Consider the following 16,062-nt stretch of genomic DNA (forward strand, 5'->3'; position numbering starts at 1 on the left):
TACCTCTCCGTTTTTTGTAAGAACACCAACAAGGTGAAACGCACCCGTGCATACCACGGGTGCAGACACCGCCCCTACCGGTGTCTCCACGATTCTCCCATCCCTGCCACCGCCCCCATTCCCCCTTGATATTTCTATCTTCCAAAGATATGAGTTTATCGTTACACGCACCAATCGTCATATGTTCACCCCCCCATTCAAACGGAGACACCCACCCATGAACCGACTCTTTCGACCGATCCTTCTTGCGGCACTTATCTGTTTTCTACCGGCATCCCTTTGGGCCGCCCCCAAAGGCAAGGTGACCATCTTCCACGCAGGCAGCCTCACCGTCCCCTTTGCAAAAATCGAAAAGGACTTTGAAGCCCTCCACCCCGACATCGACATCCAGCGGGAAGCAGGGGGCAGCACCAAAATGGCCCGCATGATCTCGGAGCTGGGCAAGCCCGCCGACATCATGGCCTCCGCCGATTACGCCGTCATCGACAAGGGCCTTATCCCGGCCCATGCGGACTGGAACATCCGCTTTGCGACCAACCGCCTGGTCCTCTGCTACACGCCGCAGAGCCGCTACGCAGGCGAGATCAGCGGAACCAACTGGCATGAGATCTTAAAACGCACCGACGTGGTGTGGGGCCACTCCGACCCCAACCTCGACCCCTGCGGCTACCGCAGCGTCATGGCCCTTAAGCTTGCGGAAACCCATTACGGCGAAAAAGGGCTCTTTGAGGCCCTCGTCGCCAATCGCCCCAAAAAGAACATCCGCCCCAAATCCGTGGAGCTCATCTCCCTTCTCAACACCGGCAACATGGACTACGCCTTTGAGTACCTCTCCGTGGCCGTTCAGCACGGCCTGAAATACGTGGAGCTCCCCAGCGCCGTCAACTTAGGGGACTACCGCTACGACGACACCTACAAAACCGCTGAGGTCAAGGTCTCCGGCAAAAAACCCGGCACCTTCATCACCCGAAGGGGAAAATCCTGCACCTACGGCATCACCCTGGTCAAAGACGCCCCCAACAAAGAGGCGGCCGTTCTCTTCCTCGACTACCTCCTGAACCCCGAAGAAGGCCTGAAAACCCTTAAAGAGATGGGCCAGCCTCCCTTTGTCCCCTGCCGGGTTGCCTCCGATGCCGCCTTGAGCAAGCTGCCCGCCGTCCTTCAGAAACGAGTTGAAGTCAGCATGTAAGGGGTGCTTGTGAAGCGATCTTTTTCCCGCGTTCATTCAGGGCCGGCACTCTGGCTTATGGTCTCTGCCAGCGTGCTGGTGGCCCTGATGATCCTGTTGCCCCTGGTCCAGATGATCACCGGGCCCACCCTTGCCAACCTGGCAGAGGCGTTGAAAGACCCCGACGTGCGCGGGGCCATCGGCCTGAGCCTGGCCACCTCCTTTGGGGCAGCCGCCATCTGTCTGGTCTTCGGCACCCCCTTTGCCTACCTGCTGGCCCGGAAGCACTTCCCGGGAAAACACCTGGTGGAGAGCATCGTGGATCTTCCCATCATGATCCCCCATCCGGTCATCGGCATCGCCTTTCTGGGCATCGCCGGCAAAGGGCATGTCATCGGCGACCTGATGCACGGCCTTGGCATCCGCATTATGGGGACCACCACGGGTATTGTGGCAGTCCTCACCTTTGTGGGGCTGCCCTTTTTCATCGGCAGTGCGGTGAGCGGGTTCAAAAAGGTGCCCCAACGCCTGGAAAACGTGGCCCGGAGTCTGGGCGCCTCCTTTCCCCAGACCTTCCTGCGGGTCACCCTGCCCTTGTGCTGGCGCTCCATCCTCGTGGGCTTTATCATGAGCGCGGCCCGCGCCTTGAGCGAGTTCGGCGCTGTCATCATCGTGGCCTACCACCCCATGACCGCACCGGTCATGGTCTACGAGCGATTCACCGCCTACGGCCTCTCCTACTCCCAGCCCGTGGCCTTCTGGCTTATTGCGGCAAGCCTCCTTCTCTTTGTGGCCTTGAGGGTCCTTATCCAGCGCGGAGAAACACCGGAATGATAAAAATCGATAACCTTTCCATCCACCTGCCCGATTTTGCCGTCCGGGACGTCTCTCTGTCCGTCGCCCCCGGGGAGTTTTTCATTCTTTTAGGGCCCACCGGTGCCGGAAAGAGCCTGATCCTGGAGGCCCTGGCAGGGCTGGCGCCCATCACCCACGGGACCCTGCACTTAAACGGCACGGAGATCACCCACCTGCCCCCGGAAAAACGCCACCTCGCCATCGTCTATCAGGACGGCGCCCTGTTTCCCCACCTCACCGTGGAAGAGAACATCGCTTTTGGCCTGCGCTATCAAAACAAAAAGGCGGATAACGCCCGGCAGACGGTCCATGATCTCATGGACCGCCTGGGCATTACCCGCCTTAAGACTCGAAAACCCCCGACGTTAAGCGGGGGAGAAAAACAACGCACGGCCCTGGCCAGGGCTTTGGCCGTCAAACCCGACGTCCTGCTTCTGGACGAGCCCCTCTCCGCCCTGGACCCGGCCACGCGGAGCGAGATCTCAACCCTTCTTAAAACCCTTCACCGGGACGAGGCCATGACCTGCCTCATGGTCACCCACGACTTTGACGAGGCCCGCTACCTCGGCCAGTCCATGGCCGTGATCCGCGACGGCCGCCTCGAACAGTCCGGCCCGGTCCAAACCCTCTTCCACCACCCCGAAACACCCTTTGTGGCCCGATTCCTCGAAGCTACCCTGTGATGCCTCCGGCGGGCAGGGGATAAATCCCCTGCACCCCAGGTTCGCAAATGCTCCGCCCCTTCGTTCCTCAGGGACGTCACATTTTCTGACGGGCTGCGCCCGTTCCGGTCGTGTCTTCTTCGGCCGTACAGCACCGTTGGACTGAACGACAGAAGACGATGCATGTCCGATATGTTTACAACACTCGGCTGGCTGATATCTTTCGACCGGCCAGGGACGTTCGCAAGACCTGTTTGTCAAACTTTTTAAAAGTTTGGCCCCCGGCAGGGCCGCCGGAGGCAAGCATTTGCGAACCCGGGTTAGGCAAAGGATGTGGCGGGCAGGCCGCTTTCGGTGCGGATGCGGGAGGCGATGGCTTCAAGGGAAGGAGCGTCAAGGGCCGTGACATGGGAAAGTCGGGGTTGCCGTGCCACGGTGTAGACCTGGACGCCATCGATGGCCGCCCCGGCTTGGCTCAGGCGTTTCAGGCACGCAATATAGCTGTCCACGGCTTCCGTGGCCGGGGGCCTTCCCCAGCGTTTCATGAACATAGACTGGAGGGTGACAGGAAGGATCCGGCTGGCGTCAAAGATGTTCTCTTCCAGCTTTTCAAGGGAAAACAGGGTGCTGTTGATGCGGGACATGGTCTCCTGGTCCCCGGCATCCAGTTTGATCCACACCTCGCCTCCTGCGGCGGCCAGCCGGGTCAGGGCCCGCTGCCCCCAGGGGCGGTGGATAAAGGTGCCGTTGGTGATGACCACCACGGGAACGTCGGTAAAGCCAAGGGTATCAAGGGTTTCCGCAGCCAGGTCGATGCAGCGGTCCAGGCACCGCACGGCCATGGGCTCGCCGTTGCCTGCAAAGGTCACGTCCCGCAGGGCCGGGGAATGAGGAGAAAGATCGGAGAGCATCTGGTAGAGCTCCTGGCCCAGGGCTTCCGGATCCACCCGGCCACGGGAAACCGGCACGCTTCGATCCACCTCGCAGTAGAGGCAGTTGTAGTTGCAGCGGTTGTCCAGACTCAGGTTGACCCCGATGGAAAGGCCGTGGGATCGGCGGGAAATAACAGGATAGATGTACGTAAAATGGCCGTAAGCCCGGGAGTGGCTCAGGGTGGACAGTTGAGAGCGTTGGGTAAACACGAGATATTCCTCACACATGGCAGGCCCTGTGCGGGGCCCGGAAAATCAATCATGCCGGAAGAGGCGGGCAACCCCGACCACCTCCCTCTTTTTTGATATCTGATATACCACACTACCCGACCGCATGCCACCCTTTACCAATCTGGCACGCAGCGATTCACCCACTCCGGCGCTGCCGCGTCTCAAGGGGCCTTTCGGATCACCACGCGGTTCCTCCCCGCCTCCTTTGCCGCGTAGAGGGCTTTATCGGCTTGCCTGATCAGGGACTCCCTGTCCTCCCCCGGTCGGGGGCAGACCACGGCCCCGCCGATGCTGATACTCACATGGCCCCACGGCAGGGAGGGATGCATCAGCCCCAAAGCCCCCACACGCCGCCTCAGGGACTCCCCCAGCACAGCCAGGGCATCTGCATTCGCGCCGGGAAAGATCACGGCAAACTCCTCGCCACCGTAGCGAGCCACCATCTCACCCTGGCGCCGCACCCCGGCGCCCAGGGACCCTGCCACCTGTTTCAGGCAATCGTCTCCGGCCTGGTGCCCGTAGGTGTCGTTGTAGGCCTTGAAAAAATCGATATCCAGCATCAACAGACCAACGGGCGCTCCCACCCTCATGGCCCGACGCCACTCCCCCTCCAGGGCTTCGTCAAAGGCACGCCGGTTGCTGACTCCGGTGAGGCCGTCCACATACGTAATGGCCTGGAGCCTGCCGTTGGCCTTTAAAAGCTCCCGGTTCGTCTCCTTAAGTTGACGGTGCTGCTCTTCCATGGTCCGACTCGTCAAATACCGTCCCACGCGATCGGAAAACCGAAATCGCACCATGATCAGCCCCACCAGGGTCGTCAGTACCACATCCCCGATATCAAACCAGGAAAAGCCCGGCCACCCGCCTGCCCATGCAGACCCCAGGAAAAAAAACAGTAGGGCCCCCAGGTAAAGCCCCTGGGAAAACACAGGGGTCACCACCACAAGAAGGGAACTCAGGAGAAGAACCGATTCGAACACAAAGGGGGTCTGCATCAGGATGGCTGCCAGGGCCGCCCCGAACAGGAGAAGAATCAGGTTCGCCCGATGAAAACCAAAGAGCAGAATCGATCCGACGAGGAACCTCCGGGCATAAAACGAAATCCCCAGGGTTAAAAGGGGGGGCAGGAAAACAGCCCCGAAAAAGAGGCCCCGGGGCATGGCGGGCACCATCCCGGATAAAAGGGCCCCAAGGTCCTCTGTCCCCCCCACCCACACCAGGGAGAGAAGGTACTGACCCAGCACCAGCAGGGCGATGACCTGCTCCCGGACAATGTTGTCTCTGGCCGTGCGGCGATTGAAACCGGGCACCTCCCCCGGCGGTATGTCCTTGCTGCTTTTCAGGTTGCACCCCATGGCATTCCCCCTTCTTTTTACCGGATATTGTCAACCCTATCGGATGAATGCTCACGGAACATAAGAAGGTTTTTTCCATGGCCCCCCGCAAAAAAACACCGGTTCGGCAGCAGCCCCCAATCCCATGACCTTTCGGATGAAACCCGCCTTGCAGCCCCAGGTTTTCCAGGGAATTACCGGGCGGACACGGATTCGCATTGCAGGGACAAGAGGGCTGGAGTATGGTAAGAAAATACCCCCCGAAGAACCAAGGAGTGCATCATGGACATACATATCGGCATCGGCATCGGCCCTATACGGTTCGGCCAGGAAGAAGAGAGCGTCACCGAACACCTGGGCCTTCCCGAATCCCGGGAGTACATCGAATTCGAAGATGCCCTGGGCGACGGCACCAAAGTCCTTGGGTACTATGGGGACGGCCTTGTCTTCAACTTCGACTCTGACGACGACTTCCGCCTCTCCACCATCGCCGTTCGCGAGCCCGGCCACACCCTGTTCGGCAAAGACCTGTTCGGCCTGACCAAACTGCAGGTCCTCACCCACCTTGCAGGCCATATCAATGAAGCGCCCCAGGAAGAGCTTCACACCGAAGACGACGCCCCGGATTACCTTTTGGTGGAATACGTGGACCAGAGCCTTTTTCTCTGGTTCGATGCCGACACCCTGGTGGAAATCGAAATCGGATACAGGTTCGAAAATGACGAACCTGTCTGGCCGAAAAACAGCTGATGGTAAACCATGTCGGCCCAGTCACCGATGCACCCTGCCCCACCCGGTTCATGATGGTTGGTTCGGCCTGACCGTGGGGCCCAGCAATCCCGCGAGTTTGCCAAAGCCTTAGACCAACAAAAGCGATGAGTAAGGATCGTCGCTTTTTTTCTTGACAAGAATAGTTAATCAGCTTTACCATTATCCCATGAAAAAGCAAGAGCCCCCCATAAAGGACCTGATCCAGAAGATCACACAGGTCCTGCACAAGTACGAGCGCATGGAAAAGCTGCCCCTTGTGGTCGACGCAGGCGAAGGCGCCACGTTGACCGTCTCCACCAAGGAGGTTCACACCATCGAGGTCATCGGCGATCACCAGGAGATCAACATCACCGATGTGGCCGGGCACTTCGGCATCACAAAAAGCGGGGCGTCCCAGATGATCGCAAAACTCGAAAAAAGAGGTTTTGTAGAGCGTCGCCAGTCGACCCACTCCAACAAGGAGTACTGGCTCTACCTGACCCGCAAGGGCTGGGCCGCGTACCACACCCATGAGCGCATGCACGGCGAGGACCGGGAGGTTCTTTTCGAGCACCTCTCGGGGGTGCCTATTTCCGACCTGAAAAAAACGGCGCAGATCCTGGGGATGTTCGAAAAAACCCTGGACGCGCGACTGAAACAGGCTGACATCAAAAAAGCGTAACACGTTGCGCCGGCGCCCCCAGCGCCTGAGCCGAAGAGGGCTTTGAGCGGATGCGCCTTTATTTTTCACAACAAAATAGTTAAGCAGATTAACAAAATAGATCGTCACACAGACCCAACCCGACAGCTTAGCCTGACAGTAGTGCGCCAGATTTTCTAAGCCCCAACATCCGTGCCGGGTACCACGGTCCCCCTGCGCTTGATTGGTGCGCCCTATTAGTTAAGCAGATTAACCTTTTATTTTCATGATGCAGCCCTTTCCAGGGCTGCCCCAGACCAGAACCCTTTACCCTCAAGGATTTGGAGACCCCCCATGAACGGCTTGAAACGATTCCTGATCAACGCGGCCATTATCCACGCCAAAAAGGTAGCCCTGCTCATCCTGGCAGCCACCCTTGCGGCGGCGGCCTTTTTCCCCCGGGTGGTCATGGACACCGACCCGGAAAACATGCTCAAGACCACCGAACCGGCACGTCTTTTCAACGATGAGACCAAAAAGAACTTCGCCTTAAGTGAAATTGTCATCGTGGGCATCGTCAACGAGGAGGACCCCGACGGCGTCTTCAACCCCGCGACGTTGTCCAAAATCCACACCCTCACCCGATTCGCAGAAACCCTCAGGTGGCCCGACGAATCAGACCCGGCCACAACCCACGGGGTCATTGCAGCAGACCTTGTGGCCCCCTCCCTGGTGGACCACATGAGCCAGGACGCCCCGGGCTCCCTTCGCTTTGACTGGCTGATGCCCGAGCCCCCCACGACCCGGGAGGCAGCACGGACCATCCGGGACAAAGCCCTTTCCAACCCCCTTCTCAAAGGCCGCATGGTCTCTGAGGACGGGCGCGCCATCAGTCTCTACCTGCCCCTCACCAAAAAACTCATCAGCTACAAGGTTTACACGGCGCTCCGGGAAAAGATCGCCGAGATCAACACCTCCCCGGAAGGCGACGTCTTCCACATCACCGGCCTGCCCGTTGCCGAAGGCGCCGTGGGCGTGGAGATGTTCACCCAGATGAGCACGGCCTCCCCCCTGGCCATGGTGGTCATCCTGGGCCTTCTGGCCCTGTTCTTTCGAAAATGGGAGCTCATCATCCTTCCCATGATCATCGCCACGGTCTCCATTGTCATCACCATGGGCCTGATGATTGGTGCAGGGTATCCCGTCCATATCCTGAGCTCCATGCTGCCCATTTTCCTCATGTCCATCGCCATGGTGGACTCGGTGCACGTCTTGTCCGAATTCTTCGACACATACACCCCCAGGGCCGGCCGGGCCCACACCATCCGGTCCGTCATGGAAACCCTGTTTGCCCCCATGCTCTACACCTCCCTCACCACGGCTGCCGGTTTTTTGTCCCTGACCCTGGCCCCCATCCCCCCGGCAAAGGTCTTCGGCGGCTTTCTCTGCATCGGGGTCATGGTGGCCTGGCTGCTGACGGTTCTCTTTGTCCCGGCGTACGTCATGATGATACCGGAAAGGCGCCTTGCATCCTTTGGCCACACTCACCAGTCCGGCGGGGAAGCAAAGGGACTGGCACGCCTCCTTTCGGCCCTGGGCCGCTTCACCTTTGCCCACGCCAAGGTCATCCTGGCCGGTTTCTGCCTGGTGGTGGCCGGCTCCGTCTGGGGGATCACCCGCATCCAGGTCAACGACAACTACGCCAAGCGCTTTGACACCAGCCACCCCATTCGCCAGGCAGACACCGCCTTGAACCGGCACTTTTCAGGCACCTACACCGCCTACCTGGTCCTGGGCGACACCCGGAACGAAGCCCTCGACCAGCAGGATATCCAGGACCTGGCACACCGGCTGGACCGCTTTGCAGAGGGACACGAAAATCCCCTGGTCCGATCCCTTGCAACACAAATGAGGTCAAAGCTCCCGGCACTGGGTCACGGGAGCCCGTCCGCCCCTGAGCTGTCCGAACGCATTGTCGGGTCCATTGAAACGGCATCGTCCGCGGCCAACGACGCCCAATACGATGCCTGGCTCGACATCCAGACCTTTCTGGAGGTCGAGCTCCAGAACCACGCGATTTTCAAGCGACCCGATCTCCTGGCCTATGTGGCGGACCTCCAGGCCGCCATGGACGCAAAGCCGTATATCGGAAAAACCGAGTCCGCCGCCGATGTGGTCCGCAAGGTCAACCAGGAACTCACCACGGGCCGCCCCGAAGACTTCACCCTCCCGGACACCCTTCCCAAAGTGGCCGAGTGCTACCTGCAGTTCCAGCAGAGCCATCGGCCCAACGACCTGTGGCACCTGGTCACCCCGGACTACAAAAACGCCATCATCCGCCTGCACTTCAACTGCGGGGACAGCATGGCGACCCGCAAAGCCGTGGAGGCCGTCAACGCCTACACGGCCATCCACCCGCCCCCTGTGCCCCTCTCCTTTGAGTGGGCAGGCCTGCACTACATCAACCGCGTCTTGGAAATCAAACTCGTGGGGGGATTCCTTCGCTCCTTTGCCGGCAGCTTCCTCATGGTGCTGGTGATGATGGCCTTTCTCTTCCGATCCCCCTTATGGGCGATGCTGTGCATGGTCCCACTGGCCATTACCCTGCCCCTGATCTACGGGGCCACCGGCCTTGCGGGCAAAGACTACGATCTGCCCATTGCCGTAATGAGTGCCCTGTCCATCGGCATGGCCGTGGACTTTGCCATCCATTTTCTGGAGCGCAGCCGAAAGGCCGTTGCCGCCACCGGCAGCTGGGAGGCGGCACTGCCACTCGTCTTCGGCGAACCCGCCCGGGCCATCAGCCGCAACGTCCTGGTCGTCGCCTTCGGGTTTCTGCCCCTGCTCGTCGCCTCCCTGGTGCCCTACAAAACCACCGGAGCCATGCTCTTTGCCATCATGGCTGCCTCGGGCCTCATCACCCTGGTGGTTCTGCCTGCGATCCTCACCGTCTGGGAAGAACGGTTCTTCCCCGGGAAAAAAACGACCCACTCCGGTGCCTCGGCTCGGATTCACCCCAGAAAGGTGCCTTCCATGATGGAGATAAAGAAAAAAAACGCGCATCCGGGGTGCACCCGCAAGTAGCGTTCAAGGCGGCCCTGCCGGGGGCCAAACGTTTGCCAATTTAGATGCCTTGGGTTTGACAAACAGGTTTTGCTTGGGTTTCACGAAAACCTTCGAGGAAGCCCTTCCCCTGAGGAACGAAGGGGGAGGGCTTTCGCAACCTGGGGTCCAGGGGTGGCGAAGCCACTTAGGCTAAAAATCCCCTGGCCGCCGGAGGCACGCTTTTTGAGCCCACTTTAACCTTAGAAGGCTTGTTTTTTGAATCGACCTTGACCAGACAAGGCATCTTTTACGAAGGAGACACCATGAACACACACAGCAAGACAATCCCGGCCGTTTTCCTGGCCCTGTGGATCCTGATCCTCACCATCCCCTGTGGCCCGGCCCTGGCGGATGACCTCACCGACGCCGATGAAATCGTCCGGCGGGCAAACCATGCCGCCCTTTACCCCGGAGACGACACCAGTGCCAGCGTCCGCATGGTCATCACGGACAAGCTCGGCCGAACCCGGAAGCGGGCCTTCAACACCCTGAGGAAAAACCACCCGGCCGAAAACGGCGATCAGTTCTACCTCATCTGCTTCAAGTCCCCGGCGGACGTGCGCAAGATGACCTTTCTGGTGCACAAGCACGACAGCCCGGCCAAAGACGACGACCGGTGGCTCTACCTGCCCAACCTGGACCTTGTGAAACGCATTGCCGCAGGGGACAAGCGGACCAGCTTTGCAGGCTCCGACTTTCTCTACGAAGACATCTCCGGGCGAAACATCCACGAAGACCGCCACGTGCTAAAGGAGGTCACCGACCGGTACTATGTCATCGACAACATCCCCCTGCGCCCGGAGAGCGTCGCCTTTTCCCACTACACCGCCACCATCGACAAAGAATCGTTCCTCCCCGTCAAACAGGCGTTCTTCGATAAAACCGGTGCCGTGGCCCGGATCATTGAGGCCACCCGGGTGGAAAGCATTTCCGCCTTAGAAAACGGGCAGGAGCGTCACTACCCCGTCATCACCTGCTCTGTGGCCACAAACATCGCCTCGGGCAGTGTCACGGAGATGAGGGTCTCCAACGTCCGGTTCAACACCGGGGTGTCCGATACCCTCTTCACGGAGCGGTACCTGCGCCGCCCCCCGCAGAGGCTCCTGAGATGAAGGGATTCTGCAGCATCGCAGGTTTAATCCTCCTCTTCCTTTGCCTGGCCGTTACGGCCCGCGCAGGACAGGCCCTGCCTGCCTGGCTTGAGCCCATGGAGTTCCACGGCTACGCCGAAGCCCGGGCGGGCTGGCGACCTGAAAAAGGCCCGGAGGAGACGGGGTGGTCCCCCCTGGAAGCCCGTTTTCAAGGGGACTTCTCGGCCATGTACGATGGGTTTGAGCTGAAGCTGAAAGGGGATATCTGGGCGGACGGGGTCACCGAAACGGTGGAAGATGACCTGCGGGAGGCCTGGGTGTTCACACGGGTGGGGGAGCACACCGACCTGACGGTGGGACGCCAGATCCTCACCTGGGGCACCGGGGACCTGGTCTTTCTCAACGACCTCTTCCCCAAGGACTGGCAGGCCTTTTTCATCGGGCGGGACGGCGATTACCTCAAGGCGCCGTCAGACGCGGCAAAGGTGAGCATCTTCACGCCCCTGGCCGGTGTCGACCTGGTCTACACCCCTCGCTTTGACCCGGACCGCTACACGGACGGCACCTATATTTCGCCAGGAAACACAAGCCCTGTGGACACGCCCGATGACTGGTTCAGAGATGATGAGATCGCCCTGCGACTCAACAGGCGGGTGGGAACCTGGGAGGTGGCGGCCTACGGCTACAAAGGGTTTTGGAAACAGCCCTCAGGCACCACGCCCGAAGGCGTGGACCGCTTCCCGTCTCTAGAGGTCTACGGCGCCAGTGCCCGGGGCCAGTTTGGCCCGGGCATCGCCAACCTGGAGGTGGCCTGGTACCGCTCCCTGGAGGACCGCTCGGGCACCGACCCCCTGGTGAACAACTCGGAGCGGCGCTACCTTCTGGGTTACGCCCGGGACATGGGCCGAGAGCTCACCATAAGCCTCCAGTATTATGTGGAAGAGATCCTCGATCACGGGGCATACGCCCACGCCCCCGGAGCCACCCGAGACCGCTTTCGCCAGGTGCTCACCTGCAGCATGGAGCAGCAGCTCTTCAACCAGACCCTGAGCCTTGGGTTTTCCGGTTACTGGTCCCCCACGGATGAGGACGCCTATCTCCGGCCCCTGGCTGTCTACAAGGTGTCGGACCGCGTGCAGGTCACCACCGGGGCCAATGTATTTCTGGGGCGCAGCAACACCACGTTTTTCGGGCAACTGGAAGACAACACCAACATCTACACCTCAATCCGGTTTGCCTATTGAAACAACGCCGCCGGAGCCATTCCGGTCAAAGTCAGGTCAAAAAACGAGTCTCCGGCGGCGAGGGTGGCGAAGCCACAATAGCGAAAACACATCGAAAGCTTATTGCCCTTGCGCTTTGCCCTTCGTTCCTCAGGGCAAAGCGCAAGGGCCTTCTACGCGGGCTAAACGGATGGTTTATACGGGCTGAATAGTAACGGAAGGGTTCCGTCAAATCTGATTCTGGGCCTGGAGTTCGGACGTGATCCATTTCTTGAAGGCCAGGACCTTGGCGTCCTGTACCTTGATCTCCGGGGTGAGGAACCAGTAGGAGATGGGCGAGATGACCCCCACCTTAAAGGGGACCACCAGGGTCCCGGACTGGACGTGGTCATGGATCTGGATGGTGCTGCCCAGGGCCACGCCCTGGCCGTTGGCAGCGGCCTGGATGGCCATATAGAGAAGGTTGAAGGTGGGCCCCTGCCGCATCTCCATGAGGTTCATGCCCACGCTCTCAAGCCACATGGGCCAAAGGCAGAGCTCGCTGTTGCGAATCAGCAGGTGGTGCTTCAGGTTCCGGATGGTTGTCAGGCCGTGGGCCCCTTCCAGGAGTTCCGGACTGCAGACCGCATACACCCTGCCGTGGGACAATTTGGTGCAATGCACCCCGGGCCACGGTCCGGCACCGTAGCGAATGGCCACGTCCACATCCTCTTTGCCGAACTCCGTCCGCACCGCGGTGGCGTTTATTTTCAGGTCAATATCGGGATACTCCTGGCAAAACAGGTGAAACCGGGAGAGCAGCCACTGGTTGGCAAAGCTCGGGGAGACGTTCACGGACAAAACGCCCCTGGCATCTTTTCGGGAAAGTGACGCCGTGGAGATACGGATCTTGTCCAGGGCCTCGGTGACGGACGGCAGGTAATCCACACCGGCCTGGGTCAGACTCAGGGACTGGTGTCCCCGTCGGAACAAAGGAAGCTCCAGAAAATCTTCCAGCTTTCGGATCTGCTGGCTTACCGCTCCCTGGGTGATGCAGAGCTCGCCTGCGGCGGTGGTAAAGCTCAGGTGCTTGGCCACCGTTTCAAACACGACCAGGGCGTTTAAGGGGGGTAGGTTGTGAGGCATTAGTTTTTCTAATAGTTCGTTAAGTATTAATGGTTTGTGAATTTTCGGCGCGGGAGGTATCTCTTTTGTCACTCCAACATGTAACACCCCCTGCCGGCTTCAGCCATCCTTTTGCCGGCAGGGGTCAAGAACGGATTGATTCTCCTCCTAAGTAGATTTCTGGCCGCCGGCAACGCCGGCGGCGGCCAGAAATTTTTTTTTGCCCTGCCCCCTCATGTTTCTCTCTTTTATCCCATAGATGTCGTTCGGTACCGCTGAAGGGCATGCAAATCGTGGCAACATACAACAGGACGCGATCCGTGTACACTCACTTCGTCGGAGGCCAGGGTTAACGCATTTAGATTTTTGCCTCCGGCAGCCCTTCCGGGGGACAAACTTTTGAAAAGTTTGACAAACAGGTTTTGTTTTTTGGGGATGCGTCCCTACAAGGCATAGCCCCTCTTCTTTTTTTATTTACCAAAACGTTTTTGCGGAGCTTTTGTAACTATTCAGCTTATGTTTGCCTCCGGCGGCCCTGCCGGGGGCCAAACTTTTCAAAAGTTTGACAAACAGGTCTTGACGGCTTTGGCATGAATTTCAGGGATTTTGACTGTTCTAATCTTTCTGAACCTGAAAGTTTTTTGCGGAGCTTTTTTTTAAAAAAGCGACCCGCCGGAGGCACCATGCCGACCAAGGTCGTCCCCGTCCTTCACCCTGGTTCCCACCATGGCAGCTATGGTATAATATCCCCCTGAAAAAAGCGATAAAAGCCACAGGCTCCCAGAGCCTGTCGGGTATCGTTTACCCACCATCCGTGAGGACCCGTCCCCCGAGCCCCCACCTTCCCGTCTCAGGGTTCTCCCAACGCATTTTCAAGGAGAAAACCATGAAACGTTTTTCCGGTATCTTCGGGCTGTGCATGGCATGGGTCGTTATCCTTTCGGCCCCGTCCGCCTTCGCCCACTGCCAGGTCCCCTGCGGGATTTACAACGATGAGATGCGCTTTGAGATGATTTTCGAGCACATCGCCACCATCGAAAAAAGCATGAAGGCCATCAACGAGCTTGCCCTGTCCGACAAGGGCAACACCAACCAGATCGTCAGGTGGGTCTCAAACAAAGAGCACCATGCAGAAGAGATCCAGAAAATCGCCACCCAGTATTTTCTCGCCCAGCGGATCAAGCCCCCCAAGGACACCAAAGAGATGCCCGGTTATGTGGAGAGCCTGAAGTACGTCCATCAGCTGGTATTTTTTGCCATGAAGGCCAAACAGTCCACGGATCTTGCCCACGTCAAGTCCCTGAAGGAGACCACCGAGGCCTACCGGGCACTCTACCGCACCATGACGGGCCATTGACACAAGGGGCCTTACCCGCACTCACAGGCCGCATCGGAACACCCCCCGTGGCCCCCCCTGCCGAAAAGCACGAGGCCGAAGAGGACCAGTGCGCTCACCGTGCCCACAAAGGTCCGCCCGGCATGTTCGGCGCCTGCCTGCCACCCGGCGCTGAGGCCGGTAGTCGCATAAATGGCGTCCACGGCAAACCCAAGGGCAAGGGATGAGACCATGATGCCCACCAGATAAAGGATCATGGACTTTTTCCCCAAAATGCGTGTGATCACGGAAAGTGCTGCGGCATTGGTGGCGGGTCCTGCCAGCAGGAACACCAGGGCGGCTCCGGGGCTGAACCCCTTGAGCACCAGGGCAGCGGCAATGGGTGTGGAGGCGGTGGCACACACGTACAGGGGGGTACTGATCAGCAGCATCACCAGCATGGCCACCAGGGGGCTCCCCAGGTAGGTCTCCACAAGATCAGGCGATACAAAGACGGTGATGAGCCCTGCAATGCCCACCCCCACAAAAAACCATCCGGCAATATCGGTAAACAGATCTCCAAAGGCGAATCCCATGCCCGTGCGCAGCCGCTCCATGACCGTGGGCTTGCTGGCCGGAGCGCTGCACCCGCATCCGCAGGCCACGGGCTCTTCGTTTGCCGGAGCCATGGGAAATGCCGCCCTGGGGGCCGGGGTGTCGGTCGTCTCCTTTACGTCCGGGTCCAGGGTACGTACCAGCTGCCCGGTGACCATGGCGGTCAGAAAGGCGGAAAGGGGCCTCAGCAGTGCCATCAGGGGATCCAGAAGGGCCCAGGTCACGGCAATGGAGTCCACCCCGGTTTCCGGCGTGGAGATCAGAAAGGAGGTGGTGGCGCCTTTGCTGGCCCCCTGCCTGCGCAGACCCGCAGCAGCAGGCAACACCCCGCAGCTGCACAGGGGAATGGGTACCCCGAAAAGAGAGGCTTTCAACAGGCTCGATCCGTTCTCACGCCCGAGGTGGCGGGCCACAAAATCATCCGGTATAAAGGCCTTGAGAAGGCCTGCAACAAAAAATCCAAACAGTACATAAGGAGCTGAAAGGCACAGGACGGTCCAGCTTTCGAAAAGAATCCGTTCCAGTAAGATCATATCGTTTCCTTTAACTCATGTGTGACCATATGTTCACATGTTGTATTAAAAAAAAGCGGGAGAAAGCCCTCCCGCATTCGATCTGTCCCTGCTATTCGTTCACATGCTGAAGCCCTTGTTCAAAGAGGGTATGCACATGCATATCGTCCAGGCTGTAAATCGCGTTTTTCCCATCTTTTCGGTACTTGACCAGCTTGTGGGAACGGAGCACCCGAAGCTGGTGGCTCACGGCCGATGAGCTCATGTCCAGGATATCGGCCAGGGCACACACGCAAAGTTCTGAAAAGGAAAGGGCATGAAGGATCCGAACCCTTGTGGAGTCCCCCAGTGCCTTGAAAAGCTCCGCCAGGTGAAACAGAGTCTCTTCAGACTCCATCCTGGCGCCCACTGCAGCGGCGATTTCGGGATTCATGCACTCAGTCTGACAGGCATCGGGTCTGTTGTCCATTGAGACTCCTTACATTTGAATATATGCTCACTTATTCTATTAAGCAACCCCTGTCA

The 16,062-nt window shown here is 59.1% G+C and carries 14 protein-coding genes; 9 read left to right on the top strand and 5 right to left on the bottom strand.

From position 1 onward, the window contains the following. The first annotated feature begins 217 nt into the window (after positions 1-217). From wtpA to ACOYW0_RS07905, 3 genes are read left to right on the top strand one after another with little or no spacing between them, the layout of a single operon-like run. The gene (wtpA, locus tag ACOYW0_RS07895) at positions 218-1,189 is read left to right on the top strand and encodes a tungstate ABC transporter substrate-binding protein WtpA (RefSeq protein ID WP_482417981.1); all 972 of its coding nucleotides are present in this window, start codon (positions 218-220) and stop codon (positions 1,187-1,189) included. Between the two features lie 9 nt (positions 1,190-1,198). Continuing rightward, positions 1,199-2,002: an ABC transporter permease gene (locus ACOYW0_RS07900; RefSeq protein ID WP_482417982.1), complete on the top strand. Its 804-nt coding sequence runs from the start codon at positions 1,199-1,201 to the stop codon at positions 2,000-2,002. Further along, complete coding sequence (locus tag ACOYW0_RS07905) at positions 1,999-2,706, top strand: ABC transporter ATP-binding protein (RefSeq protein ID WP_482417983.1); 708 nt, start codon at positions 1,999-2,001, stop codon at positions 2,704-2,706. The genes ACOYW0_RS07900 and ACOYW0_RS07905 overlap by 4 nt, the downstream gene beginning before the upstream one ends. Before the next feature lie 299 nt (positions 2,707-3,005). On the opposite strand, the gene ACOYW0_RS07910 is transcribed toward ACOYW0_RS07905, so the two are convergent. Together ACOYW0_RS07910 and ACOYW0_RS07915 are read right to left on the bottom strand one after the other, a co-directional pair. After that, positions 3,006-3,827: a radical SAM protein gene (locus tag ACOYW0_RS07910; RefSeq protein ID WP_482417984.1), complete on the bottom strand. Its 822-nt coding sequence runs from the start codon at positions 3,825-3,827 to the stop codon at positions 3,006-3,008. A gap of 182 nt (positions 3,828-4,009) precedes the next feature. Continuing rightward, entirely contained in the window at positions 4,010-5,203 is a 1,194-nt protein-coding gene (locus tag ACOYW0_RS07915) for a GGDEF domain-containing protein (protein WP_482417985.1), read from the bottom strand. A 261-nt stretch (positions 5,204-5,464) separates the two neighbouring features. Here ACOYW0_RS07915 and ACOYW0_RS07920 point away from each other — a divergent pair, with 261 nt between their 5' ends. From ACOYW0_RS07920 to ACOYW0_RS07940, 5 genes are all read left to right on the top strand, one after another. Further along, the gene (locus ACOYW0_RS07920; RefSeq protein WP_482417986.1) at positions 5,465-5,932 is read left to right on the top strand and encodes a hypothetical protein; all 468 of its coding nucleotides are present in this window, start codon (positions 5,465-5,467) and stop codon (positions 5,930-5,932) included. Between the two features lie 187 nt (positions 5,933-6,119). Continuing rightward, positions 6,120-6,614: a MarR family winged helix-turn-helix transcriptional regulator gene (locus ACOYW0_RS07925; protein ID WP_482417987.1), complete on the top strand. Its 495-nt coding sequence runs from the start codon at positions 6,120-6,122 to the stop codon at positions 6,612-6,614. A 312-nt stretch (positions 6,615-6,926) separates the two neighbouring features. After that, a complete protein-coding gene (locus ACOYW0_RS07930; protein ID WP_482417988.1) occupies positions 6,927-9,656 on the top strand; it encodes an efflux RND transporter permease subunit in 2,730 nt (909 codons plus the stop codon). 284 nt (positions 9,657-9,940) lie between these two features. Continuing rightward, positions 9,941-10,789, top strand: coding sequence for an outer membrane lipoprotein-sorting protein (locus ACOYW0_RS07935; protein WP_482417989.1), 849 nt, complete (start codon positions 9,941-9,943; stop codon positions 10,787-10,789). After that, a complete protein-coding gene (locus ACOYW0_RS07940; protein ID WP_482417990.1) occupies positions 10,786-12,012 on the top strand; it encodes a hypothetical protein in 1,227 nt (408 codons plus the stop codon). The genes ACOYW0_RS07935 and ACOYW0_RS07940 overlap by 4 nt, the downstream gene beginning before the upstream one ends. Positions 12,013-12,219: 207 nt before the next feature. Here the strand turns inward: ACOYW0_RS07940 and gcvA are convergent, their stop codons facing one another. Continuing rightward, positions 12,220-13,116 carry a transcriptional regulator GcvA gene (gene gcvA, locus ACOYW0_RS07945; protein ID WP_482417991.1) on the bottom strand — a complete coding sequence of 299 codons (897 nt, stop codon included), beginning with the start codon at positions 13,114-13,116 and terminating at the stop codon, positions 12,220-12,222. Positions 13,117-13,981: 865 nt separating this feature from the next. Here gcvA and ACOYW0_RS07950 point away from each other — a divergent pair. Then, a complete protein-coding gene (locus ACOYW0_RS07950) occupies positions 13,982-14,452 on the top strand; it encodes a superoxide dismutase [Ni] (protein WP_482417992.1) in 471 nt (156 codons plus the stop codon). A gap of 11 nt (positions 14,453-14,463) precedes the next feature. Here ACOYW0_RS07950 and ACOYW0_RS07955 read toward each other — a convergent pair whose 3' ends face one another. Then, positions 14,464-15,558: an SO_0444 family Cu/Zn efflux transporter gene (locus ACOYW0_RS07955; protein ID WP_482417993.1), complete on the bottom strand. Its 1,095-nt coding sequence runs from the start codon at positions 15,556-15,558 to the stop codon at positions 14,464-14,466. Between the two features lie 91 nt (positions 15,559-15,649). Next, the gene (locus ACOYW0_RS07960) at positions 15,650-16,006 is read right to left on the bottom strand and encodes an ArsR/SmtB family transcription factor (protein ID WP_482417994.1); all 357 of its coding nucleotides are present in this window, start codon (positions 16,004-16,006) and stop codon (positions 15,650-15,652) included. Positions 16,007-16,062 lie beyond the last annotated feature (56 nt).

The sequence above is a fragment of the Desulfoluna sp. HI9BLuna genome (assembly GCF_056829775.1).